Source organism: Paraburkholderia sp. SSBN10T (assembly GCF_056619545.1).
Genome location: NZ_JBWQQI010000001.1, coordinates 26,288 through 44,321, shown reverse-complemented (window position 1 = coordinate 44,321; position 18,034 = coordinate 26,288). Strand labels below are relative to the sequence as shown.

Below are 18,034 nucleotides of genomic sequence, written 5' to 3'. Positions count from 1 at the left end.
AATTCATTCATTGTTTTGGTCCGCTAACTTGGGTCGAAGTTGACGTTGTCGTCTGATCTGGCTTTCCCCCACCGGTTTGGACTTGAACCGAGGTAGTCGTTTGTGCCGACGGAAGTGCCGAACGAATCGGGCTGGTAATCAAATCGACCGCAGTCTTTAGTGCGCTCTGGTCAGTAAACTTATGACCGGTGATGATCCCGTCGGAAAGCGTATATGTATCTTGTGGATTTGTCCAAAACTTGCGCTGCGGGTTTACCGCATGCGCATATCGATATACCGTGAAAATCTGCATCGCGCCGATCGCGACTCCATCCGGATAAGCCTGGCTCCCGCACATCGGTGTAATGGCTACCGGCAAAGGGTCATAAACCCAAAATCCGTTGGTCGTGGCTCTATCCGGATTCTGGTTTTGGTCGCCTTGTCGAAGCAACGCATAAGGATCAGGTGGGGCACAACCCTGGATCTTCAAATATATAGTTAGGATATCGCTAACCCCACGCTTGACTCCGTTCGGCTTGGTTGGACTCTTTTCTATGATTTCGTCTTCAATAGGCTCTTCACTTATACGGTTTAGAGATGTCGAAATCTCTCCTTCTTTATCTGTAAGAGTAGGCACATCAATAACCTTGTACGTGGGAACAAGTTCACTCATTCGTTTTGCACATTCTCGTGGCAACTCGCTTTCGGTTAGCAATCCATTGCTGGGAGGGTTTTTTACCGCTGCGAACCCTCCAAATTTTGATGCTGCACTTGCCAGCTCTCCAATGGTTTGCCCAATCTCACTAAGCGCAGACGTTAGCATCTGTTGCGAACCAGTATCAGACTTAGACGGTTGCCCGACTAGATTGGTCGTGAATTCCACCGAACTACTATAGAGGGACCTATTTATAAAATAAAGATATCGCTGTTTAGATGGGACATTTACTACGCTTACGGTCAGCGAATACGCCGTCAAATTTTCCGTGGGCACGACGGTGGCAGCGCTCCCAGATGCCTCATTATCTTTGGGAGACGGACCACTTGCCGGCTTTTGTATCGCGACCAGAATGTGAGAATCTACGTGACTATAATAAGACATGAGGAATATATCCGAGCCTTCAGGTTCTTTGTATGTTCTGTCGCTCTCATACAGATTACCTCCACAACCGCTGAGAGCCAAAGTTGCCGCGATCACGGTCATCTTTCGGTTCACGTAGATCTCCTCATTTTTGTCCGTGTGGCCTTCCCGGTCGGCATCGGAATTTCGAAACTATGGCGCGCGATCGGTATGTTCCAAAGACGATGTTTTCCAACAGATACGTACCCGTTCGCCACAGCACGAAGGAATTCCTCAGCGATCCGAAGAGAAGCATAGTCCCTGCCCGGAGGCAAAACAACACAAAAAGCTAGTATCGTTTCGCCGCGTTGGGTTAGTTATCTGCCAAGAGACGTACCGCTGGTAAGAGGTGGGTTGGACCTTTACAGCTTTTTGCCTAGTGGTCATCGTGAATGGCGTTGGAAAATCTGATCGTCGTACTGACACACGGCGACAGTTCATCGCAAGAACACTGCACCTTGGAAAGCCAAACGGAGCCCACAGGTAAATCATCAACGCAGGTTCGCCTATAGATCCAATTGCATTGGGTGCCGAAAAATCCTAGGCGCGCTTGCAGAATTTAGATGCTATGGGAGAGCTATGGAAGTATGCCCGCCGGAGTAAAACGGGAGTTCCAGACTCGTTTTCTCCGAAGGAGCACGCAAAATGGATGCGACTGACGCAGCCCTCCCATAGCATCTAGCAGGAGACTGCCGCGCAAGAAGCGGCGCTAAGGTTGCTTGGAGTACTCGTCTGACGTCAAGTTCGTTGGCCGTGCCACGAGAGACTACTTGTAAACAATCCGGCAAATTGCTATAACCAGCAGATTCTCGTGGCTGTCCGATTTTGATTACATTTTACTTGAGGCTTGATGGCCCAATTGATCTATTCGCTTTGCACCGGTGACAGCGCTATGTTGCGGCCCGACGCTGAGAAGGAGGTGCTTCCCGGAGTGCTGTGGGGTGACTGCGCGGCCCTCTGCACGCCAGCTTTCTGGCGAGCGCTTCTCTTCCAGAATGGCGATACACAACTTTTGCAGATTTACTGGCGTAAGGTTTAGTACTTCGATTGTCCGCCTGAACTTGACGCCCGCTTCTGCCTCTTCCGCCGCGGGCCTATCCCACCCTACCTCAGATTCGTGCATTCCGAATTTCATGACGGATGGAAATAGCCGGACCGACGATGTCTCATAATCGTTCGCATACGGAGGCCTCTTCACGCAAGGTCGATAAATCTGCACAAGCTGCATGTCTACATTGTAAGCGCGAGGCTGTACCTTCCACGCAGTCGCGCGGATCAGCCGTTTGCTGCCGGATCAAATGCTAGACCAATCAAGATACCGACATTGTTCCGCATCCAGAACAGATTTCGTTTGTCTCTTGTGGGAAGAAGCGTGCGCTGCCCAAGTCAAATTTATTTGTTCGAACCCGAAACGCCAAACGAAATATATTCGTTAACAATCAATAAGTTGAAGAGATTCTCCATAACAGATTTAGTTTGCACGTCACCAGCCGGCGATTCAGAGCACCAACTGCTCGCACAAGCGCCAGGCTAACCCAAGCCCGGCTCCACTCCTGCGCGCGGCGCACCTCCCCGATCCGTTATCGTCCGTCCTGCTGGCGACACAGCACCGGCGACCCAGCGTCACCCCGCTCCGTAACAGACTCGCCTGCGCTTACCCGCAACATCGATACTTCACGCCGCATCGAAACATCGCGTGCCCGGCGTGGCTACGATGTCTCTCATGAATACCCCTACCGCCCCCTTCACCCCCGCCATCGCCCGCCTTGTTGCGACGGTCAGCGTCGGGTTCGTCGTCACGCAACTCGACGTGACCATCGTCAACATTGCGCTCGCCAGGATCGGCGCGGATCTGCACGCGAGCGTCGCAGGCCTGCAATGGATCGTCGACGCATACACGCTCGCCTTCGCCGTGCTGATGCTGTCCGCCGGCGTGCTCGGCGACCGGCTTGGTGCGCGCCGTATGTATGCCGGCGGCATCGTGACCTTCGCGCTCGCCTCGCTTGCCTGCGGACTCGCGCTCAACGGCGCGACGCTGGTCGCCGCGCGGGCGCTGCAGGGTATCGGCGCGGCCGCGATGCTACCGAACTCGCTGGCCCTGCTCAATCAGGCATGCGGACACGATCCAAAGCTGCGGGCGCGCGCCGTGGGCCTGTGGACCGCCGCCGGCGCCATTTCGATCGCGGCGGGTCCGGTGGTCGGCGGTCTGCTGATTGCCGCCTTCGGCTGGCGCAGTATCTTTCTCGTCAATCTGCCGTTGTGCGCGGCCGGCCTGCTCGCCACTTTCGCGTGCGTTCCTTCGGCCCGCACAGCACACACGGCCCAGTCGCCTGCCGCTGCACAGCCGGCGCGCAGTATCGACCTTGCAGGTCAGTGCCTTGCCATTGTCGCGCTGACCGCCTTTACCGGCGCCGTCATCGAATGGCGCCCGCTTGGCCTCGCCGATCCGCTCGTCGCGGGCGGTTTTGGCCTTGCGCTCATCGCGGGGATCGCCTTCGCGATGACCGAAACCCGCATCGCGGCGCCCATGCTGCCGTTCTCGTTGTTCCGCAAGCGCACCTTCAGCGCGGCGGTACTGTTCGGCATTTGCGTGAACCTGACGTACTACGGCATGGTGTTCGTACTGAGCCTGTATCTGCAGCGCGTGCGCGGCTACACGCCGCTGCAGGCCGGCCTCGCCTTCCTGCCGCTGACGGGCGGGTTCCTCGTGTCGAACGTGCTCAGCGGCTGGGTGGTCGGGCGCTATGGCGTGCGGGTGCCGATGATCTGCGGCGCGCTAACCGCTGGCCTCGGCTATGGGTTGCTGCACCTCGTGAGCGCGACCACGCCGTTGATCGGGCTGCTGCTGCCGTTCCTGCTGATTCCGTCGGGCATGGGTCTCGCGGTACCGGCCATGACCACCGCCATACTGGCCTCAGTCGAACGGCAGCGCGCGGGCACGGCATCCGCGGTCTTGAACACCGCGCGGCAAGCGGGTGGCGCGGTGGGAGTGGCCGCGTTCGGCGCGCTGGTGAGTGGGGCCGGCGCCGCGCATATCGTGTTCGGCATGCAAGCGGCCACGGCGATTTCCGCGTGCTTGCTGCTCACCGCGCTCGCGCTGGCCTGCCTCGTTCATCCGGAGCCGCATGCGCAGCAACACCATGAGGGCAAGCCGCGTACGTTGAATCCTGTGCGGGCCACCGAACGCAGTTAAAGCAGGGCCGTACGAAATACAACGCCCACGCGGCTTACGTAGCGTGGGCGTTATGTCTGATGGGTGCTGGGCTAGGCGTAGCGCATGAACGTGGCCCCTCGCACGCGCCGGGTCCGTCAGCGATGCAAGCCGCCGCGCGGCGCGCGGGCGCCGTCAATGCTGATACCACCAGCGCCGGTCACGAACAGCAGCAGGAAGCCACCGGCAATCCCGATGTTCTTCCAGAAGTGAATCACCATGTCGTGTTGCATGGCCGGGTCCGTCACGTTCCAGAAATCGTGTCCGAGGATGGCGGTCGCCACGGTGTATACGGCCATGATGAGCGCCAGCGGGCGAATCTTGAAGCCAAGCACCAGCAGCAGACCACCCAGCGCCTCGACAGCGGTGGCGAGCGGAGCCGCGATTTGCACGAACGGCACGCCCCTGCCCTGCAAGTACCCGACAAAACCCGCGTACCCCAGGAGTTTCATCACACCGCCCCACAGGAACAAAACGGCCAAGGCCAAACGGGCGAGGAAGATTACGCCGGAATCGACGGGACGCGTCATGAGAGAGGACTCCTTTAGATGAATAAGGAGAAGACCGGGTGGCACCCTGTCAGTTCCCGGGAGTTGCTTGTCAGAATATGTCCAATGAGGCACTTTTCCAAGCAAAAACGCGTCCCGCTGCCCGCTATCACGAAAGATTTCTCCTACCCAACACCCTCGATCGGCGACCTGATTGCTCTCCCGATGGCTCGCCGCGCACGCCGGCTATTGTTATAATCCTTTCACGATTTCGAACAAAATATAACGCACCTGTGCGTCACGGGCCCCAGGACTTCCATGCTGAAAACTGATCGCCTTCGCGCGCTCGCCGACGCGCTGGCCAGACAAAACGTGATGCGCCTGCGCGACGCGGCCGCGCTGCTCGGCGTATCGGAGATGACGGTACGCCGGGACGTGGCCGCAAGCCCCGGGCAGTTCACCTATCTAGGCGGCTATATCGTCAGCGCGACCGACGTGCCGAACACCGCCGGCTATTCGCTGGAACAGGAAAAAGATCACTTCGCGCAGGCCAAGGCCGAGGCTTCGGCATACGCCGCGAAACTCATCTCCGACAATGAAACGCTCTTCATCGATTGCGGCACCACGCTCACCACGCTCGCTCGGCTGATTCCCGCCGAGCGGCATGTCACGGTGGTCTGCTATTCGCTGAACGTCGCGGAAATCCTGAGGCGCAAACCGAACGTCCGCATGATCCTGCTGGGCGGCGTGTACGTGCCGTCATCGGATTCGTTCGCCGGCGAAGAGAGCATCGAGATGCTGCGCCGCATGGGCATCAACAAGGCGTTTATTTCCGCGGGCGGCGTGGATGAGGCGCGCGGCGTGACGTGCTGGAATTTCCACGAAGTCGCGCTCAAGCAGGCGGCCATGGCGAGCGCCGTCGAGCGGCATCTCGTGGTGGACACGAGCAAGTTCGGCGTCGTCAAAGCGGTGCGCTTCTCGCAGATCGACGATTTCGATTCGATCATCACAGAGAAGGGACAGGAGCTGCGCCGGCGTAAATGAGCGTGGCGATGCGCCCTTCGTCTTAGCGTGTCATCGGTTCAGGGATAGGTGGCCACTTCGATCAGGTTGCCGTCCGGATCGCGGCAATAGACCGAGGTCATCGACCCGCGCGCGCCGGAGCGTGGCACGGGACCCGCTTCGATTTCGATGCCTTGCGTCAGCCAATGCGCCTTGACCGTATCGGGACTCGCCTGGGTCACAAAGCACAGATCCGCGCTGCCCGGCACCGGCGCCACGCCGGTGAACCAGGCGACGATGTCGGCGTCCTTCGGGCGCAGATTGATCTTGTGCGCACCGAAGTGAACGGCGACCCGTACGCCGGTGCGCGACTCGAAGTCGACGCGCTGCATGCCGAGCACGCGGACATACCACTGCGCACTGGCTTCCACATCCGCTACGTTTAGAACGACGTGGTCGAGAGTGTCTACGGAGAAGCTCATGATCGTGAGGGATAGCGTATCGGTTGAGGTGGCCGGACGCAGTTCGCAGCGCCGGCAATGCTAGGGCCTGTTCACGCTAATAACGGGCTTGCGCTGGCCCTAGGCTGATGCCCTCACAAAATACCACGTAGCGGGTTTTCACAGCGGCGCGGTCGCTCGTAGCATTCTCAGTCATCCGAAGCAACTGCAACCGAAAACTCTTCCAGGCACGCTACCCGCACACGCTCGATCACCGCTGGCCAGCCCTCCTCGAATCCGCGCCGGAAGAGCCGCAGCGTCTGCGGATACCACGGCGAATCGGTCCGCTCATGCATCCAGCGCCAATCCAGCCCCTGCCCAGGCAGCATGACCCAGCAAGGCTTGCCCAATGACGCAGCAAGGTGGGCGATCGAAGTATCGACGCAAATCACTAGATCGAGCCCGGCAATGATCGCCGCGCTATCCGCCAGATCCGCCACCTCAGAGCCGAGATGCAGCAACGGCTGAAAAGCGGGCGGCGAGCGCCCCTCGTCCTCCCCCTGACCTTTTTGCAGGCTCACGAAGCAAAGGTCTAGGACGCTCCACAGCGGCGCCAGAGCAGTGAGCGAAGGCAGCGACCGGTTAGCGTCGTTCAGGTGCCTCGGGTTGCCCTTCCAGACAACGCCGATCCTGCGTCCCGCGGGCAACATCGCCAGCCGTGCACGCCAATGCTCGACGAGCGCCGGGGCGAGCTTCAGTTGCGTAACCGGCGGAATCGTCTCCAGCGTGGTACGAAAATGCAGCGGTGCGCTGAGAGGGCTGGTCCAGTAATCGAATCCCGCGGCCTTGCCCAATGCGCTTTCGTGATCGAACACGGCGTCCACGCCCTCCACCGTTGCCAGCAAGCGGTGCAGAGCAGGAACACACGCTACCGTGATATGAGCGGCGCCTTGCGCCTTGATGAGCGGCAGATAGCGCGCGAACTGCAGGATGTCGCCGAGGCCGTCTTCCTGCCAGATCAGTAACGACTTGCCCGCGAGCGTATCGCCTTGCCACTGCGGACAAGGCAGCAAACCAGGCGTTTTGCAATAGATGAAATGCTGCTTCCGATAACGGCACTCGTAAAGCTGAAATCCTTCTTCGAACTGGCCAAGACTGATCAGCAACGTGCTCAGCGCAAAACTGGCGTCGGCATAGTCGGCGCGGATGGCGATCGCTCGCCGGTAACAGGCCTCGGCGTCGGCCAGGCGATTGAGTTCCTTGAATACGTTACCGAGGTTGTAATGCGCTTCGATGAGATCCGGACGCAACGCAAGCGCCTGCTGGTAAACCGCGGCAGCCTCAGGCAAGCGGTCGAGGACCTGCAGCACGCCACCGAGGTTGTTGTACGCCTCGACGCCAACCGGATTGATGGCGAGCGCCTGGCGATACGCCATTTCCGCTTCGGCGAGGCGTTCCTGGTTGTGCAGCACGATGCCGAGGTTGTAGTGCACCTCCGCATAATTCGGGCGCTGCGCCAGCGCCTGACGGTACGACGCCTCGGCTTCGGCCGGCCGCTTGAGGTCACCCAGCACGCTGCCCAGATTGTTGTGCGCCTCAGGATAGTCCGGGCGAATCGTCACCGCGAGCCGGCAGGCGAGTTCTGCCTCGGGTAGCCGATTGAGCGTTTTCAGCACGCTGCCGAGGTTATTGAGCGCCTCGGCATACTGCGGGCGGACCGTCAGCGCTTGCCGGTAAGCCTGTTCTGCCTCGCTCACGCGGCCCAGTTCTCTAAGTGCGTTGCCGAGGTTGTTATGTGCCTCGGCACAGGCCGGGCGCACCGCCAGCGATCGCCGGTACACCTCTTCCGCTTCGCCGAAGCGATGGTGATCGTAGAGCACGATGCCCAGGTTGTAGAGTGCCTCGGCGTAATCGGGGCGCAGCGCGAGCGCCTTGCGGTAGCCTGCTTCTGCCTCGTCGAATCGCTTGAGGCCGTACAGGACCGCGCCGAGATTGTTATAGGCCTGCGGCTGGTCGGGATGGATCGCCGCCACGCTGCGAAACATCGCCTCCGCTTCCTGCAGCCGGTTCAACCCCTTCAGCAGAATGCCGAGGCTGTTATACGCGTCGACGAAATCGGGCTGAAGCTGGATCGACTCGCGCCAATAATTCTCCGCATCCGTCCACTGGTTCAGACCGAGTGCGCAGACGGCTGCGACGTTCAACGTTTCCACCAAGGTGTGCTGGTCGACGCTGTCGCGCGAGCCGAGCACCGGCTGCAGCAACGCCGCGGCTTCGGCGAATTTTCCGGCCGAACAGAGCGCAACCGCCAACTGATGAGGGGCTGGGCTGGAGGGCGCTAATGTCGATGCCGAAGTCATGAATGGGGATTGCCAGGTTCAGCGTTTGTAAGGTCACGGAAGGCTTTTCCGGTGCGGATGCGTCGTGGGGACGCCCGCCGTTTGGCCGGAGCGCCCCATGACAAGGTTAAGGCAAGCACGGGCCCCGCGATGGGCAGAAATGAGCGTGTTGAAGCACGCTATTCAATGGATGGGGCGGTGGAGAGATCCAGCGGCCGTTTTTAGCGGATCGGCTCGAGGAGTTCGATGCGGTTGCCGATCGGATCGGCGGTAGATCCACCGGCTTCTGCAACTCGCCAAGCCCGAGAATGTCTCCGAAGAAACGTCTCGCCATCGCTTCTCCTCCGGCGGGCATAGCCAACTGAACATGGTCGATTCCGACAACGGGCGCATCAACAAGCGGGACGTGCTCAGCGTGACCACTTCAAAAAAGCATGAACACCAGATAAAGTGGCTTCGCCTAACCAAGCATCTCGCGCAACGGTTTGACCTTTCCGGCAAACCAGTCCTGCAAAGACTTGTCGTCCCAGCTTTCGGCAATCGCCGACGCTTGCTGCAGCAATTGAGCTGCCTCGGCTCGCCGCTCAAGTCCAAACAGCGCACGCGCCGATTCAAGCATGTGAAAGGCACGGTCGACGTCTTCACTTCCGTTGGTTTCGATCAGCAAGCGGCCGCGCTCCGCCGCTTCCAATGCCTTGGCAAATTCGCCAAGGCGGTTGAATACCAGCGCACACAGATAATCGGCCCGCTCTTCGTTGATCCACGTTCCTGCGCGAGACCAGAACTCGCGCGCGGCAAAGGCGCCCTCGACCATCGCCTCGCGAAGCGGCGCACGCGCGAGCGCCTCGTCATCCAGCTCCAGCAGCGCCGACACGATATTGTTGAGGCTCCCCGCCACCAGCGTGTCCGCGTCTTTTGGCGCCTCGCAGTGCTCGAGCGCTTCGACCACCGCCTGCAAGGCCACTGCCACTTCAATCGCACGCTCACGGGTCACGAGGAAACTGAGCGCCGCCGCGCGCACGACCGTCGCGGCCTGATCGGCACGCAGACCCTGCTGCGCCATGCGGCGCTCGAGCGCGATGCCCGCTAACAAATCACCGCTCAGATGTGCTGAAACCGCGGCGTTGCGCAACACCGCCAGCGGCAACGAATCGTGACCCGAGACTGCCTTCGCGATCAGTTCATGAGCCTCCGGCCAGCGCTTGTGAAGCTCGCCGACCACGTGATTGGCTAGCCAGGTGAAGCGCCCAAGCTGGTCGGCCGGTATGGACGACTCTGCGATCCGGTGCAGTTGCTCGGCAGCCGCTTGCGGGTCTTCATCGTGATTCTGCATGAGCCGGCTGATTTCGTCTGCGATCGTCATCGTCCGCTTTCCTCGATTAGAAAATCACGCCATTCAAACAGCATTGCTCATGCGCTCACTCGGCCAAGGCACGATAGTAGCGAAGTTCGCTCAGCGACACACCGCCAATCTCTATCGACTTGCCCGCTCCGTCCGGGACGAAGCCGACTCGTTCGTAGAACGCCTTGGCACGATGATTCTCCGCCAATACCCAAAGGGCAACGTTCTTGTAGCCCGCATCGCCCAGCACCGCTAGTACCGTATCGCTCAAGCGCCTGCCCACGCCTTGCCCCCAGAATGCCGGCAGCACATAGAACGCTTCCACTTCGGCCCATTGGCTGTCCTTATCCGCATCGCGGCAGGCGCCGAACGCGATCCAGCCGACGGGCACGTTCTCCGCGTGCGCCAGCAACACACGAATACGCCCTTTCTCAAGCGCTTTTCGCCATCCCTCGGTGCGAGCCGCAACGCTCAGATCCTTGAGAAATTCTGCCGGTACGATCCCTTCGTAGGCTGCCTGCCAGGTCGGCACATGAATCGCAGCAATAGCCTCGGCATCCTCGGCCGTTGCCTCGCGTATATCAATCCGCATCCCCGCCATCCCCTTGCGACATCAAGCCAGCGATCTTATCCAAAGAAACGCCCGGTAGGCCAGCGATAAGCCAACGCGGACTCGCGCGGATACGCGTTCTCACAGACGCGGCCAAGCTGATTGCCGCCCCACAGGTACACGCTGTCAGCGTCTTCTCTAAGGAAAAACCCAACATGTCCTTTCCAGCTATCCGGTTCGTCGCGGTACAAGACGGCGATGCATCCTAAAGCCGGCTGTGCAAGCGGCTCGCCCCATTCGAGCCAGGAGCGCGCCAGTGCCGAGCGCGTACCGGCAATCCCGAGTTGCGCGAAGCACCAGTTGACGAACGACGAACACCACGAAGCTTTGTCGTCGTAGCCGCGAATGTTGGTGTGAGCGTGGTATTCGGTAATGCGCGGATTGCTTTGCCCCACCGGATACTGGGTCACGCCGTTTTCCATGCGGGCGACGGCGAGCCATGGGGGTTCCTTGCCTGCATCGAAGCAATATTGAAGATCGTTCATAGTTGTTTAGTGCAAACCGGCTCGCGCCCGTACTTCGTATTCCTCTTCGATCGCCGGTGCGGGATCGAGCAGACTGTCGACAAAGCTTTGGGTAGCCGGGTCTTTGATGAAACTACCCGCCGAGCTGGCAGCCAGGATCGCAGCGCTCTCCTGGGGCCTCGCGATCGCAAACCCCTGGACATAGTCCACACCGATCTCTTTCAGCGCGCGCAAAGTATCCGCGTCTTCAACCCACTCGGCAATGCTGCGCATGCCGAGATTGCGCGCGAGGGCGACGATCGCTTCCACGATGGCGGTGTCCGCGGGATGCGCGCACATTGTGCGGACAAACTCGCCGTCAATCTTCAAGGCGTCCGCCGAGAGTCCCTTCAGATACTTGAACGACGTATAACCGGCGCCGAAATCGTCGAGCGCGATCTTGCCGCCCATGTCGTGAACCCGCGCAATGAATCGCTGGGTATTCTCCAGATCGTGCAGCGCCACGCTCTCCGTGATTTCGAGGCAAAGGTAGCGAACAATCGAGCGGTAGCGCGCGAACAAGGCAAAGATATCTTCCATGAACTGCTCATCATTGAGCGAGCCGCCACTCAGATTGACACACACAAAACGTGTATTCGGCAACGCCTGCCGGTTGGTCTCGATCCATTCCAGCACGCTTGTCAACACCCACCTGTCGATGGCAGCAATGTTGCCGGACTCCTCCGCGGCAACGATCACCTTGCCGGCCGGTAGCGTCGAGCCATCCGGCGCGCGCCAGCGCAGCAGCACTTCGAAGTCGAGCGATTCAGTCGGCGCCGTGAGCGACATGATCGGCTGCATGACGAGGAACAGGCCCGCGGGCAAGCGGTTCTGCCCAAGCGTTTCGACCAGCATCAGTTCCTTGGCGCGCTCCTCGAACGCCGCCGCGCCGTTGCGATAGGTGACCAGATGGCCGTACGCGACGCCTTTCGCCTCCCGGCACGCGCCATCGGCATTCGACAACGCGTCCTGCACCCGCACGCCGTGCGAGCACTCCACGAGGCCAATGGACGCCTTGACCTGAAACGCACAGTTGCCGACCTGGTACGGAGCCGCACTGAGCAAGGAGATGAGTTCGCGGCACTGGGCAATCGCCTCGTCGATGTTCGTGTCGCTCATCACGCAGATAAACTCGTCTCCGCCGATGCGCCCCACCGCGTATTCGGGCCTGACGAGCGAGCGGGTGCGCACCACGACCTGCTTGAGCACCTCGTCGCCGGCGCGATGCCCGAAGAGGTCGTTGACCAGCTTGAAACGATCAAGGTCGATATAGGCCAGCGCCCAGGGCGTGTGTTCCTCGCTTTGCGCCGCGATCGCCAGTTCCACGCCCCGGCGGTTCAGCGAGCCGGTGAGCGGATCGTGCTCGGCCAGAAAATGCAGACGCTCGATCGCTTTCGAACGTTCGGTGACATCCTGCAACGAACCTTCGATCCAGCCGTTCGAGCGCGTCGCCTTGAGCGAATAGCGCCGCTCGTTCGTTCCCCGCTCGAGCGAACCGCTCACTTCGAGTTCACCCTCGCTACCCTTCTGGGCCAGCGCCTGCAGGGCGTCCCATGCTCCCGCTTCAAAAAAGTCCTTCCAGTACCGGGCCTTGTATTCCGTCTTGGGCAATTCGAGCATCGCGCGCAACGCGGGATTCGCTCGCACGAACCGGCCACTCTCATCGAGCGTGAAGAGGCCGATTGGCGCGACGTCGTAGGTATTGCGCAATTCCGTCTGCATCTGGCGGCGCCGCTCGCGCTCGGCGCGCATCTGCTCGGCAATCGCAAACGCCGCCATCATGCTCGACGAGAGTGCGGCGATCACCGGATTCACGCCGCCGAACAGCAGCTTGATGCCGAAGGCGGCGCCCAATACTTCGGAAAACGTAGCAAATAGCACGACCGCCATCGATGCCACATACCACAGCACAGTGCGCGATCGCGTCATCCATACGAGCCGTGCGAGCAGAAAGATCAGCACGCCCATGCCGACGCTGCTCAGCGCCCAAAGCACCGGAACGAACTGTGCGTAGCGCAGTGTCGCAGCGGCGGCGAGCAACAGCAGGCCGTTGTACTGCACGATGCGCAGCATCCAGCGAAAGCCCGCCACCTTCAGCTCGCGACGGAACAACTGGCCGAACAGCGACACCGTGAGCAGATAGTAAATAGCGAACGTCGCCTGGCGCAGCAACTGTATATGACCGGGCGGGATGATGCGGCCAATCCACTCCATGTCCCAACCCATCGCGTTCGCGCAGAGCCGCAGGTTGCCGACAAGCCATACGGCAAAGATCACATAGGTCCATTCGCGATTGATCAGTGCCGTGACAAACACGAACACGGCCAGCGTCAGCAGTCCGCCGGCGATCAATGCGGAGCTTTCCTGGAAGTCGAGCGCCGAACGATCGAGATCGTGCGCATTCCAGGCAAGCACGCTCAGATAGGCGGGACCGGAGAACGTGCCGCGGCACAAGATGGCGCCCTGCGTTGCCGGCGTGTCGAGCGCCAGTTCGAAGCCCGCCTTGACTGGACTGATCTTGCCCTGGGTGCCTGCGCGGTCGCCCTGACCGAGTGGCGCCAGGCTCGCGGCGTCCCAGCAGGCGAGCGTTTGCGCATGACGCGAGGGAAATTCGATCAACGTCGGCTGCCCCGGACTCACAACCGGCGGGTCGAGCAGGAACCAGAACGGGGTCTCGGCAAGATGGGTGCTGAAGCGCCTGGTGGGCGGCGCCTGCAGCTCGCCCGTTAGCGCGTGCAACGCCCCGGCGGGAGTGAGCGAGCTAGTCGCGTCCGGCAGCACATGCAGATCGACGATGACCGACCCTTGCGACTCGAATTGCCGGGGCGCCCACACAAGTGCAACGACTGTGGCGGCCGCGATAAGCGCCGGCACGCAATATACCGAGAATGCGAACAGCAGCCAGTCGATGAACGACCCCGCACGCATGTACCTTGACCGTGAAAAGAAAGTCGCCGATTCCATATCTGGAATTCCCCTGTTGCGGCAGAGCTTCGACTTGGGCAATGGCAGAACTGATTCTGATTCGGCTCCGCCATCGCCACGGTACATGAATTGGCCTGCTGATCGGACTATTTTGTTTTACCTGCCGTGAGCACTGTGCGAAGCCTCCGGGCATCCTACCGTTTCTGGCTCAAAAGATAAATCTACCGGAGATAAATCGATGTCCGGATGATGTGTTTGAAACACGAACTGAAATAACGGGTGCCGCACCTCGGCCCACCGCTGGCGGGCGACCGCCACCGGCTTGGCAAGTACCCTATGGGGTATTCCCCCTACATGGGCCATCGGCAAGAATGCATTCTTTTCGAACACGTCATAAAAGAGCATCGCCTCATACTCACGGTCCAATGGCGAGCGCGCGGTAATGACCATCCAGTCGATCTGCTGTTGCTGGCAATATAAGAATAACGCCTTGCATAGACCGATCTTTACCATCCGTCCGATGGTGCCGCCCGCCACGCCAAGCCGGGTGGCCTCCGCCAGACGAACTCCCTGCAACCAGCCGGGCAATACGACCGACTGTTCCACCGCGAGAGGTGCGAACCGGTTGGTTTGAATTCGCATTGTGCCAAGCGGGCCGCCGTCCAGTCTGGACTCGGCCAGCAGCACGACCACGCCGGGCTCGTGATCGCCTTCTTCTATAGTCATTTTGCGAGCGAAGTCGGGCAGATGCCGGCTGTAAGCCAGCTTCCGCATCACAACCGCTTTTTGAAGGGACTGATGGTCCGCGACGATCCGAATGGTGAACGGCATTCTTTCCGTTTTCCGTTCCGTCGAGATGTCCAAACTTGCCGGGTCGATAGTCTGTCCGCCAAGAGATTCGGAAATTAATACTGCAGGATTAAGACGATCCATTTTGTAACCCCATTTGAGCGACAAGAGAAGAAATTGCCGCACCGGGCACGCCGTCAATCCGTGCGTCAGCACGACGAAACTAGGCTCTCACGAACTCAAAATTACGGGTGAGTCCTATCTAATGTTTTAGAGAAACTTAACAATTCAGCGTACGGACGATCGATTTTCAGCGCTGAAACAAGGCCGCGAATACCGCGGCTGCGAGCCGGCCCTGTCTTCGCACCCAATCACGACATATGCACTAAACTTGGCGTCCTTTACCGACGCCGGGCGGCGCAACGATGACTCCTCAACCTGATCAGCCGGCCGCACAACCGCGCATCCAGGCACCCAACGAAACGTCCAGCGAGACAGATGGCGCGGCACCGCAAAGCCTGCCGCGCAGCAAGCCGTTTCAGCGCTTCTGGCTTACCCGGGTGCTGTCGTCGCTGTCCTTCCAGATGCTCGCGGTCGCCATGGGATGGCACATCTACGCGCTCACGCATAGCGCCTTCGCGCTTGGCCTCCTCGGTCTTGCGCAATTTCTACCGATGTTCACGCTGACGCTGGTGGTCGGCCAGGTGGCCGATCGCTATGACCGCCGGCGCATCGCTGCAATCTGCCAATGCGCCGAAACCGCCGCTGCCTTGCTGTTCGCACTCGGGACCGTCGGCGGCTGGCTGAGCGCGCCCGTCATCTATGGATTGGCCGCGTGCGTCGGCGCGGCGCGCGCCTTCGAGTCGCCCGCCGTCTCGTCGCTGCTGCCCGGTGTGGTGCCGCGCGCCCAACTGCCGCAAGCCACGGCATGGGCGACCTCGGCCGGCCAGACCGCGCAGATCGTCGGGCCCGCCCTGGGCGGTCTGCTCTACGGCATCGGCCCCACCCCGGCGTACCTCGTTTGCGCGCTGACGTTTGCATGTGCCGCCACCCTGGTGTCGGGTATTCCACTACAGGCGAAGCCCTCCACCCGCGCGCCCGTGACGCTGGCTTCCGTCTTCTCCGGCATCGCTTTCATCCGCAAGCAGCCGGTGATTCTTGGGGCGCTTTCGCTCGATCTGTTCGCCGTTCTGTTCGGCGGCGCCACGGCCCTGCTGCCGGTGTTCGCTCGCGACATCCTGCACGCGGGACCGCTCGGACTTGGCCTGCTGCGCTCGGCCTCGGCGCTCGGGGCGCTCAGCGGCACCATCTGGCTCGCGCACTTTCCATTGCGTAGCCGGCCGGGGGCCGCCATGTTCGGCGGTGTGATCGCATTCGGTGCGGCGACCATTGTGTTCGGTCTCTCGCACCAGTTTCTGCTCTCGTTACTGGCGCTGGCCACGCTCGGCGCCGCGGATGTGATCAGCGTCGTGGTGCGCCTCTCGCTCGTGCAGTTACGCACGCCGGACGAGATGCTCGGACGCGTCAGCGCCGTCAACTCGCTGTTTATCGGCTCGTCGAATCAGCTTGGCGAGTTCGAGTCGGGCGTGACCGCAGGATGGTGGGGGGCGCAACCGGCCGTGCTGATCGGCGGCGTCGCGACAATCGGCGTAGCATTGCTATGGATGAAACTGTTTCCCGAGTTAAGACACGTCCAGTCGCTCGGCCATGAAGACGAACCGCGTGGAGCGTAGTTCGTCAGATATCCCCGAATTGCACCTTTCCAGGGAGCGTCAGTCAAACCCTGAAGATGGCCCCGAGACTGACGCAAAAACGGAGGAGACATGCAAACCGCTCAACACGGTCACCACTTTCATCTCGAGCTGCGCCACGCAACGGTACCCACCTATGTGACGAGCTACCTGTTCCCGATCCTGCTGCTGGCCTATGAGGCTTATCGGGTCGGGCGGTGGATCTACGATTACGGCATGAACTTCGCGAACTTCCGGTACATGGGCTATGAATTCCTGCTCATGCTGACGTTCGTCGGCCTGCAGATCCTCGTGGAAGTGGTGTTTCTCGCGGGCGCGGGCATCACCCGTCATCCCGACTTCGAACATCGGGTCGCGAACGTACTGGCTGGTATTGGCTGTTCGTTCGTGGTACTAGGTTTCGACCTGTTGTTGCAGTACGCGCTGTAGCGCGTTGGGGTGGGCGCAGGCGGCCCGGCCAGCGCCCACTATCTGAGCGCCGAACGCATCAAGCCTTACGCTGCAACGCGAACAGCGAGCCGGCGAGGAGAATGAACGCGCCGATAATGACCTTTTGCCAGGTGCTCGGCACGCCGACCAGGATCAGCACGTTGTTGATCAGCGTCACCAGCACCACCCCCAGCAACGTGCCGGCCACGGTGCCGGTGCCGCCCGTGATGCGTGCGCCGCCCAGGATCACCGCGGCGATGACATCGAGTTCCGAGCCGACCAGATCGAACGGGTTCGCGAGCCGGTTATTCGACACGTGCAAGATTCCCGCGATCCCCGCCAGCATGCCCGTATAGCCGAACACGAACAGATGGATCGCGCGCAGGTTGTAGCCAAGACGCTCGGCAATCGCAAGGCTGCCGCCCATCGCGTAGACGCCGCGGCCCATCATGGTGCGATTCAGCAGCCACCACGTGAGCACGGCCGCCGCCACCAGCGCCAGCACCGAAACCGGCAGCACGGCGCGCAAGCCGTCCGCGGTCTGATAGAAAAACAACGGAATGCGGCCGAAGCGGTCCATGCTGTGCGGAATGTTCATAAAGAACGTAGTGCCGATGAAGGTCAGCAGAATCCCGCGATACAGATATTGCGTGCCGATGGTGACGATCAGCGAAGGGGCTTTGAGGCGGTGCACGAGCATGCCGTTGACCAAGCCGAGCAGGATGCCGCCGAGCGCCCCGGTAATCAGGATCAAGGCAAACGGCTCATCGGGCCACCAGGCGAACACGGCCTTGGTAATCGCGTACATGGTCAGTGCGCCGATCGCCGTAAACGACACGTCGATGCCGCCGGACGCCAGCACGACCAGCGTGCCGAGTGCGAACAGCGATACCGTAGTCGCCGAATGCAGCATGTCGAACAGCGTCGCGAGCTGAAAGAAGCGCGGGTTGATCGCACCCACCACGATGCACATCACGACGATCAGCCCCGCCGTAAACCACTCGGGGTTACGCGCGAGCCTCGCTCGCACGCCCGGCGGCTTCACCTCGGGTGCGATGTCGATGACGGTGGGAGTGGTCATGGTCTGGTTCAAGCGCGGGTTCATGCGA

General features: G+C 60.7%; 14 protein-coding genes. 4 read left to right on the top strand and 10 right to left on the bottom strand.

The window, feature by feature from the left end; translation table 11 throughout:
- Window positions 1-7 precede the first annotated feature (7 nt).
- A complete protein-coding gene (locus AC1ECK_RS00175) occupies window positions 8-1,192 on the bottom strand; it encodes a hypothetical protein (RefSeq protein ID WP_480314699.1) in 1,185 nt (394 codons plus the stop codon).
- 1,627 nt (window positions 1,193-2,819) lie between these two features.
- On the opposite strand from AC1ECK_RS00175, the gene AC1ECK_RS00170 reads away from it, so the two are divergent.
- Complete coding sequence (locus tag AC1ECK_RS00170; protein WP_480314697.1) at window positions 2,820-4,289, top strand: MFS transporter; 1,470 nt, start codon at window positions 2,820-2,822, stop codon at window positions 4,287-4,289.
- 116 nt (window positions 4,290-4,405) lie between these two features.
- On the opposite strand, the gene AC1ECK_RS00165 is transcribed toward AC1ECK_RS00170, so the two are convergent.
- Complete coding sequence (locus AC1ECK_RS00165; protein WP_480314695.1) at window positions 4,406-4,837, bottom strand: DoxX family protein; 432 nt, start codon at window positions 4,835-4,837, stop codon at window positions 4,406-4,408.
- A gap of 276 nt (window positions 4,838-5,113) precedes the next feature.
- On the opposite strand from AC1ECK_RS00165, the gene AC1ECK_RS00160 reads away from it, so the two are divergent.
- Window positions 5,114-5,839 carry a DeoR/GlpR family DNA-binding transcription regulator gene (locus tag AC1ECK_RS00160; RefSeq protein WP_480314693.1) on the top strand — a complete coding sequence of 242 codons (726 nt, stop codon included), beginning with the start codon at window positions 5,114-5,116 and terminating at the stop codon, window positions 5,837-5,839.
- Window positions 5,840-5,877: 38 nt separating this feature from the next.
- Here the strand turns inward: AC1ECK_RS00160 and AC1ECK_RS00155 are convergent, their stop codons facing one another.
- The 7 genes from AC1ECK_RS00155 to AC1ECK_RS00125 form a co-directional block, all read right to left on the bottom strand.
- Entirely contained in the window at window positions 5,878-6,279 is a 402-nt protein-coding gene (locus AC1ECK_RS00155; protein ID WP_480314691.1) for a VOC family protein, read from the bottom strand.
- Window positions 6,280-6,446: 167 nt separating this feature from the next.
- Window positions 6,447-8,597: a tetratricopeptide repeat protein gene (locus AC1ECK_RS00150; RefSeq protein WP_480314689.1), complete on the bottom strand. Its 2,151-nt coding sequence runs from the start codon at window positions 8,595-8,597 to the stop codon at window positions 6,447-6,449.
- 439 nt (window positions 8,598-9,036) lie between these two features.
- On the bottom strand, window positions 9,037-9,939 hold the full coding sequence (locus AC1ECK_RS00145) for a hypothetical protein (protein ID WP_480314687.1): 903 nt from the start codon (window positions 9,937-9,939) through the stop codon (window positions 9,037-9,039).
- Window positions 9,940-9,994: 55 nt separating this feature from the next.
- A complete protein-coding gene (locus tag AC1ECK_RS00140) occupies window positions 9,995-10,519 on the bottom strand; it encodes an N-acetyltransferase family protein (RefSeq protein WP_480314685.1) in 525 nt (174 codons plus the stop codon).
- A 26-nt stretch (window positions 10,520-10,545) separates the two neighbouring features.
- Entirely contained in the window at window positions 10,546-11,013 is a 468-nt protein-coding gene (locus tag AC1ECK_RS00135) for a TIGR02594 family protein (protein ID WP_480314683.1), read from the bottom strand.
- A gap of 6 nt (window positions 11,014-11,019) precedes the next feature.
- Window positions 11,020-13,959 (bottom strand): putative bifunctional diguanylate cyclase/phosphodiesterase, encoded by a 2,940-nt coding sequence (locus AC1ECK_RS00130; RefSeq protein WP_480314681.1) that lies wholly within the window; start codon window positions 13,957-13,959, stop codon window positions 11,020-11,022.
- Between the two features lie 153 nt (window positions 13,960-14,112).
- Window positions 14,113-14,889, bottom strand: coding sequence for a hypothetical protein (locus tag AC1ECK_RS00125; protein WP_480314679.1), 777 nt, complete (start codon window positions 14,887-14,889; stop codon window positions 14,113-14,115).
- A gap of 281 nt (window positions 14,890-15,170) precedes the next feature.
- Here AC1ECK_RS00125 and AC1ECK_RS00120 point away from each other — a divergent pair, with 281 nt between their 5' ends.
- On the top strand, window positions 15,171-16,478 hold the full coding sequence (locus AC1ECK_RS00120; protein WP_480314677.1) for an MFS transporter: 1,308 nt from the start codon (window positions 15,171-15,173) through the stop codon (window positions 16,476-16,478).
- Window positions 16,479-16,568: 90 nt separating this feature from the next.
- The gene (locus tag AC1ECK_RS00115; protein ID WP_480314675.1) at window positions 16,569-16,925 is read left to right on the top strand and encodes a hypothetical protein; all 357 of its coding nucleotides are present in this window, start codon (window positions 16,569-16,571) and stop codon (window positions 16,923-16,925) included.
- Between the two features lie 58 nt (window positions 16,926-16,983).
- On the opposite strand, the gene AC1ECK_RS00110 is transcribed toward AC1ECK_RS00115, so the two are convergent.
- Complete coding sequence (locus tag AC1ECK_RS00110) at window positions 16,984-18,030, bottom strand: ABC transporter permease (protein WP_480314673.1); 1,047 nt, start codon at window positions 18,028-18,030, stop codon at window positions 16,984-16,986.
- Window positions 18,031-18,034 lie beyond the last annotated feature (4 nt).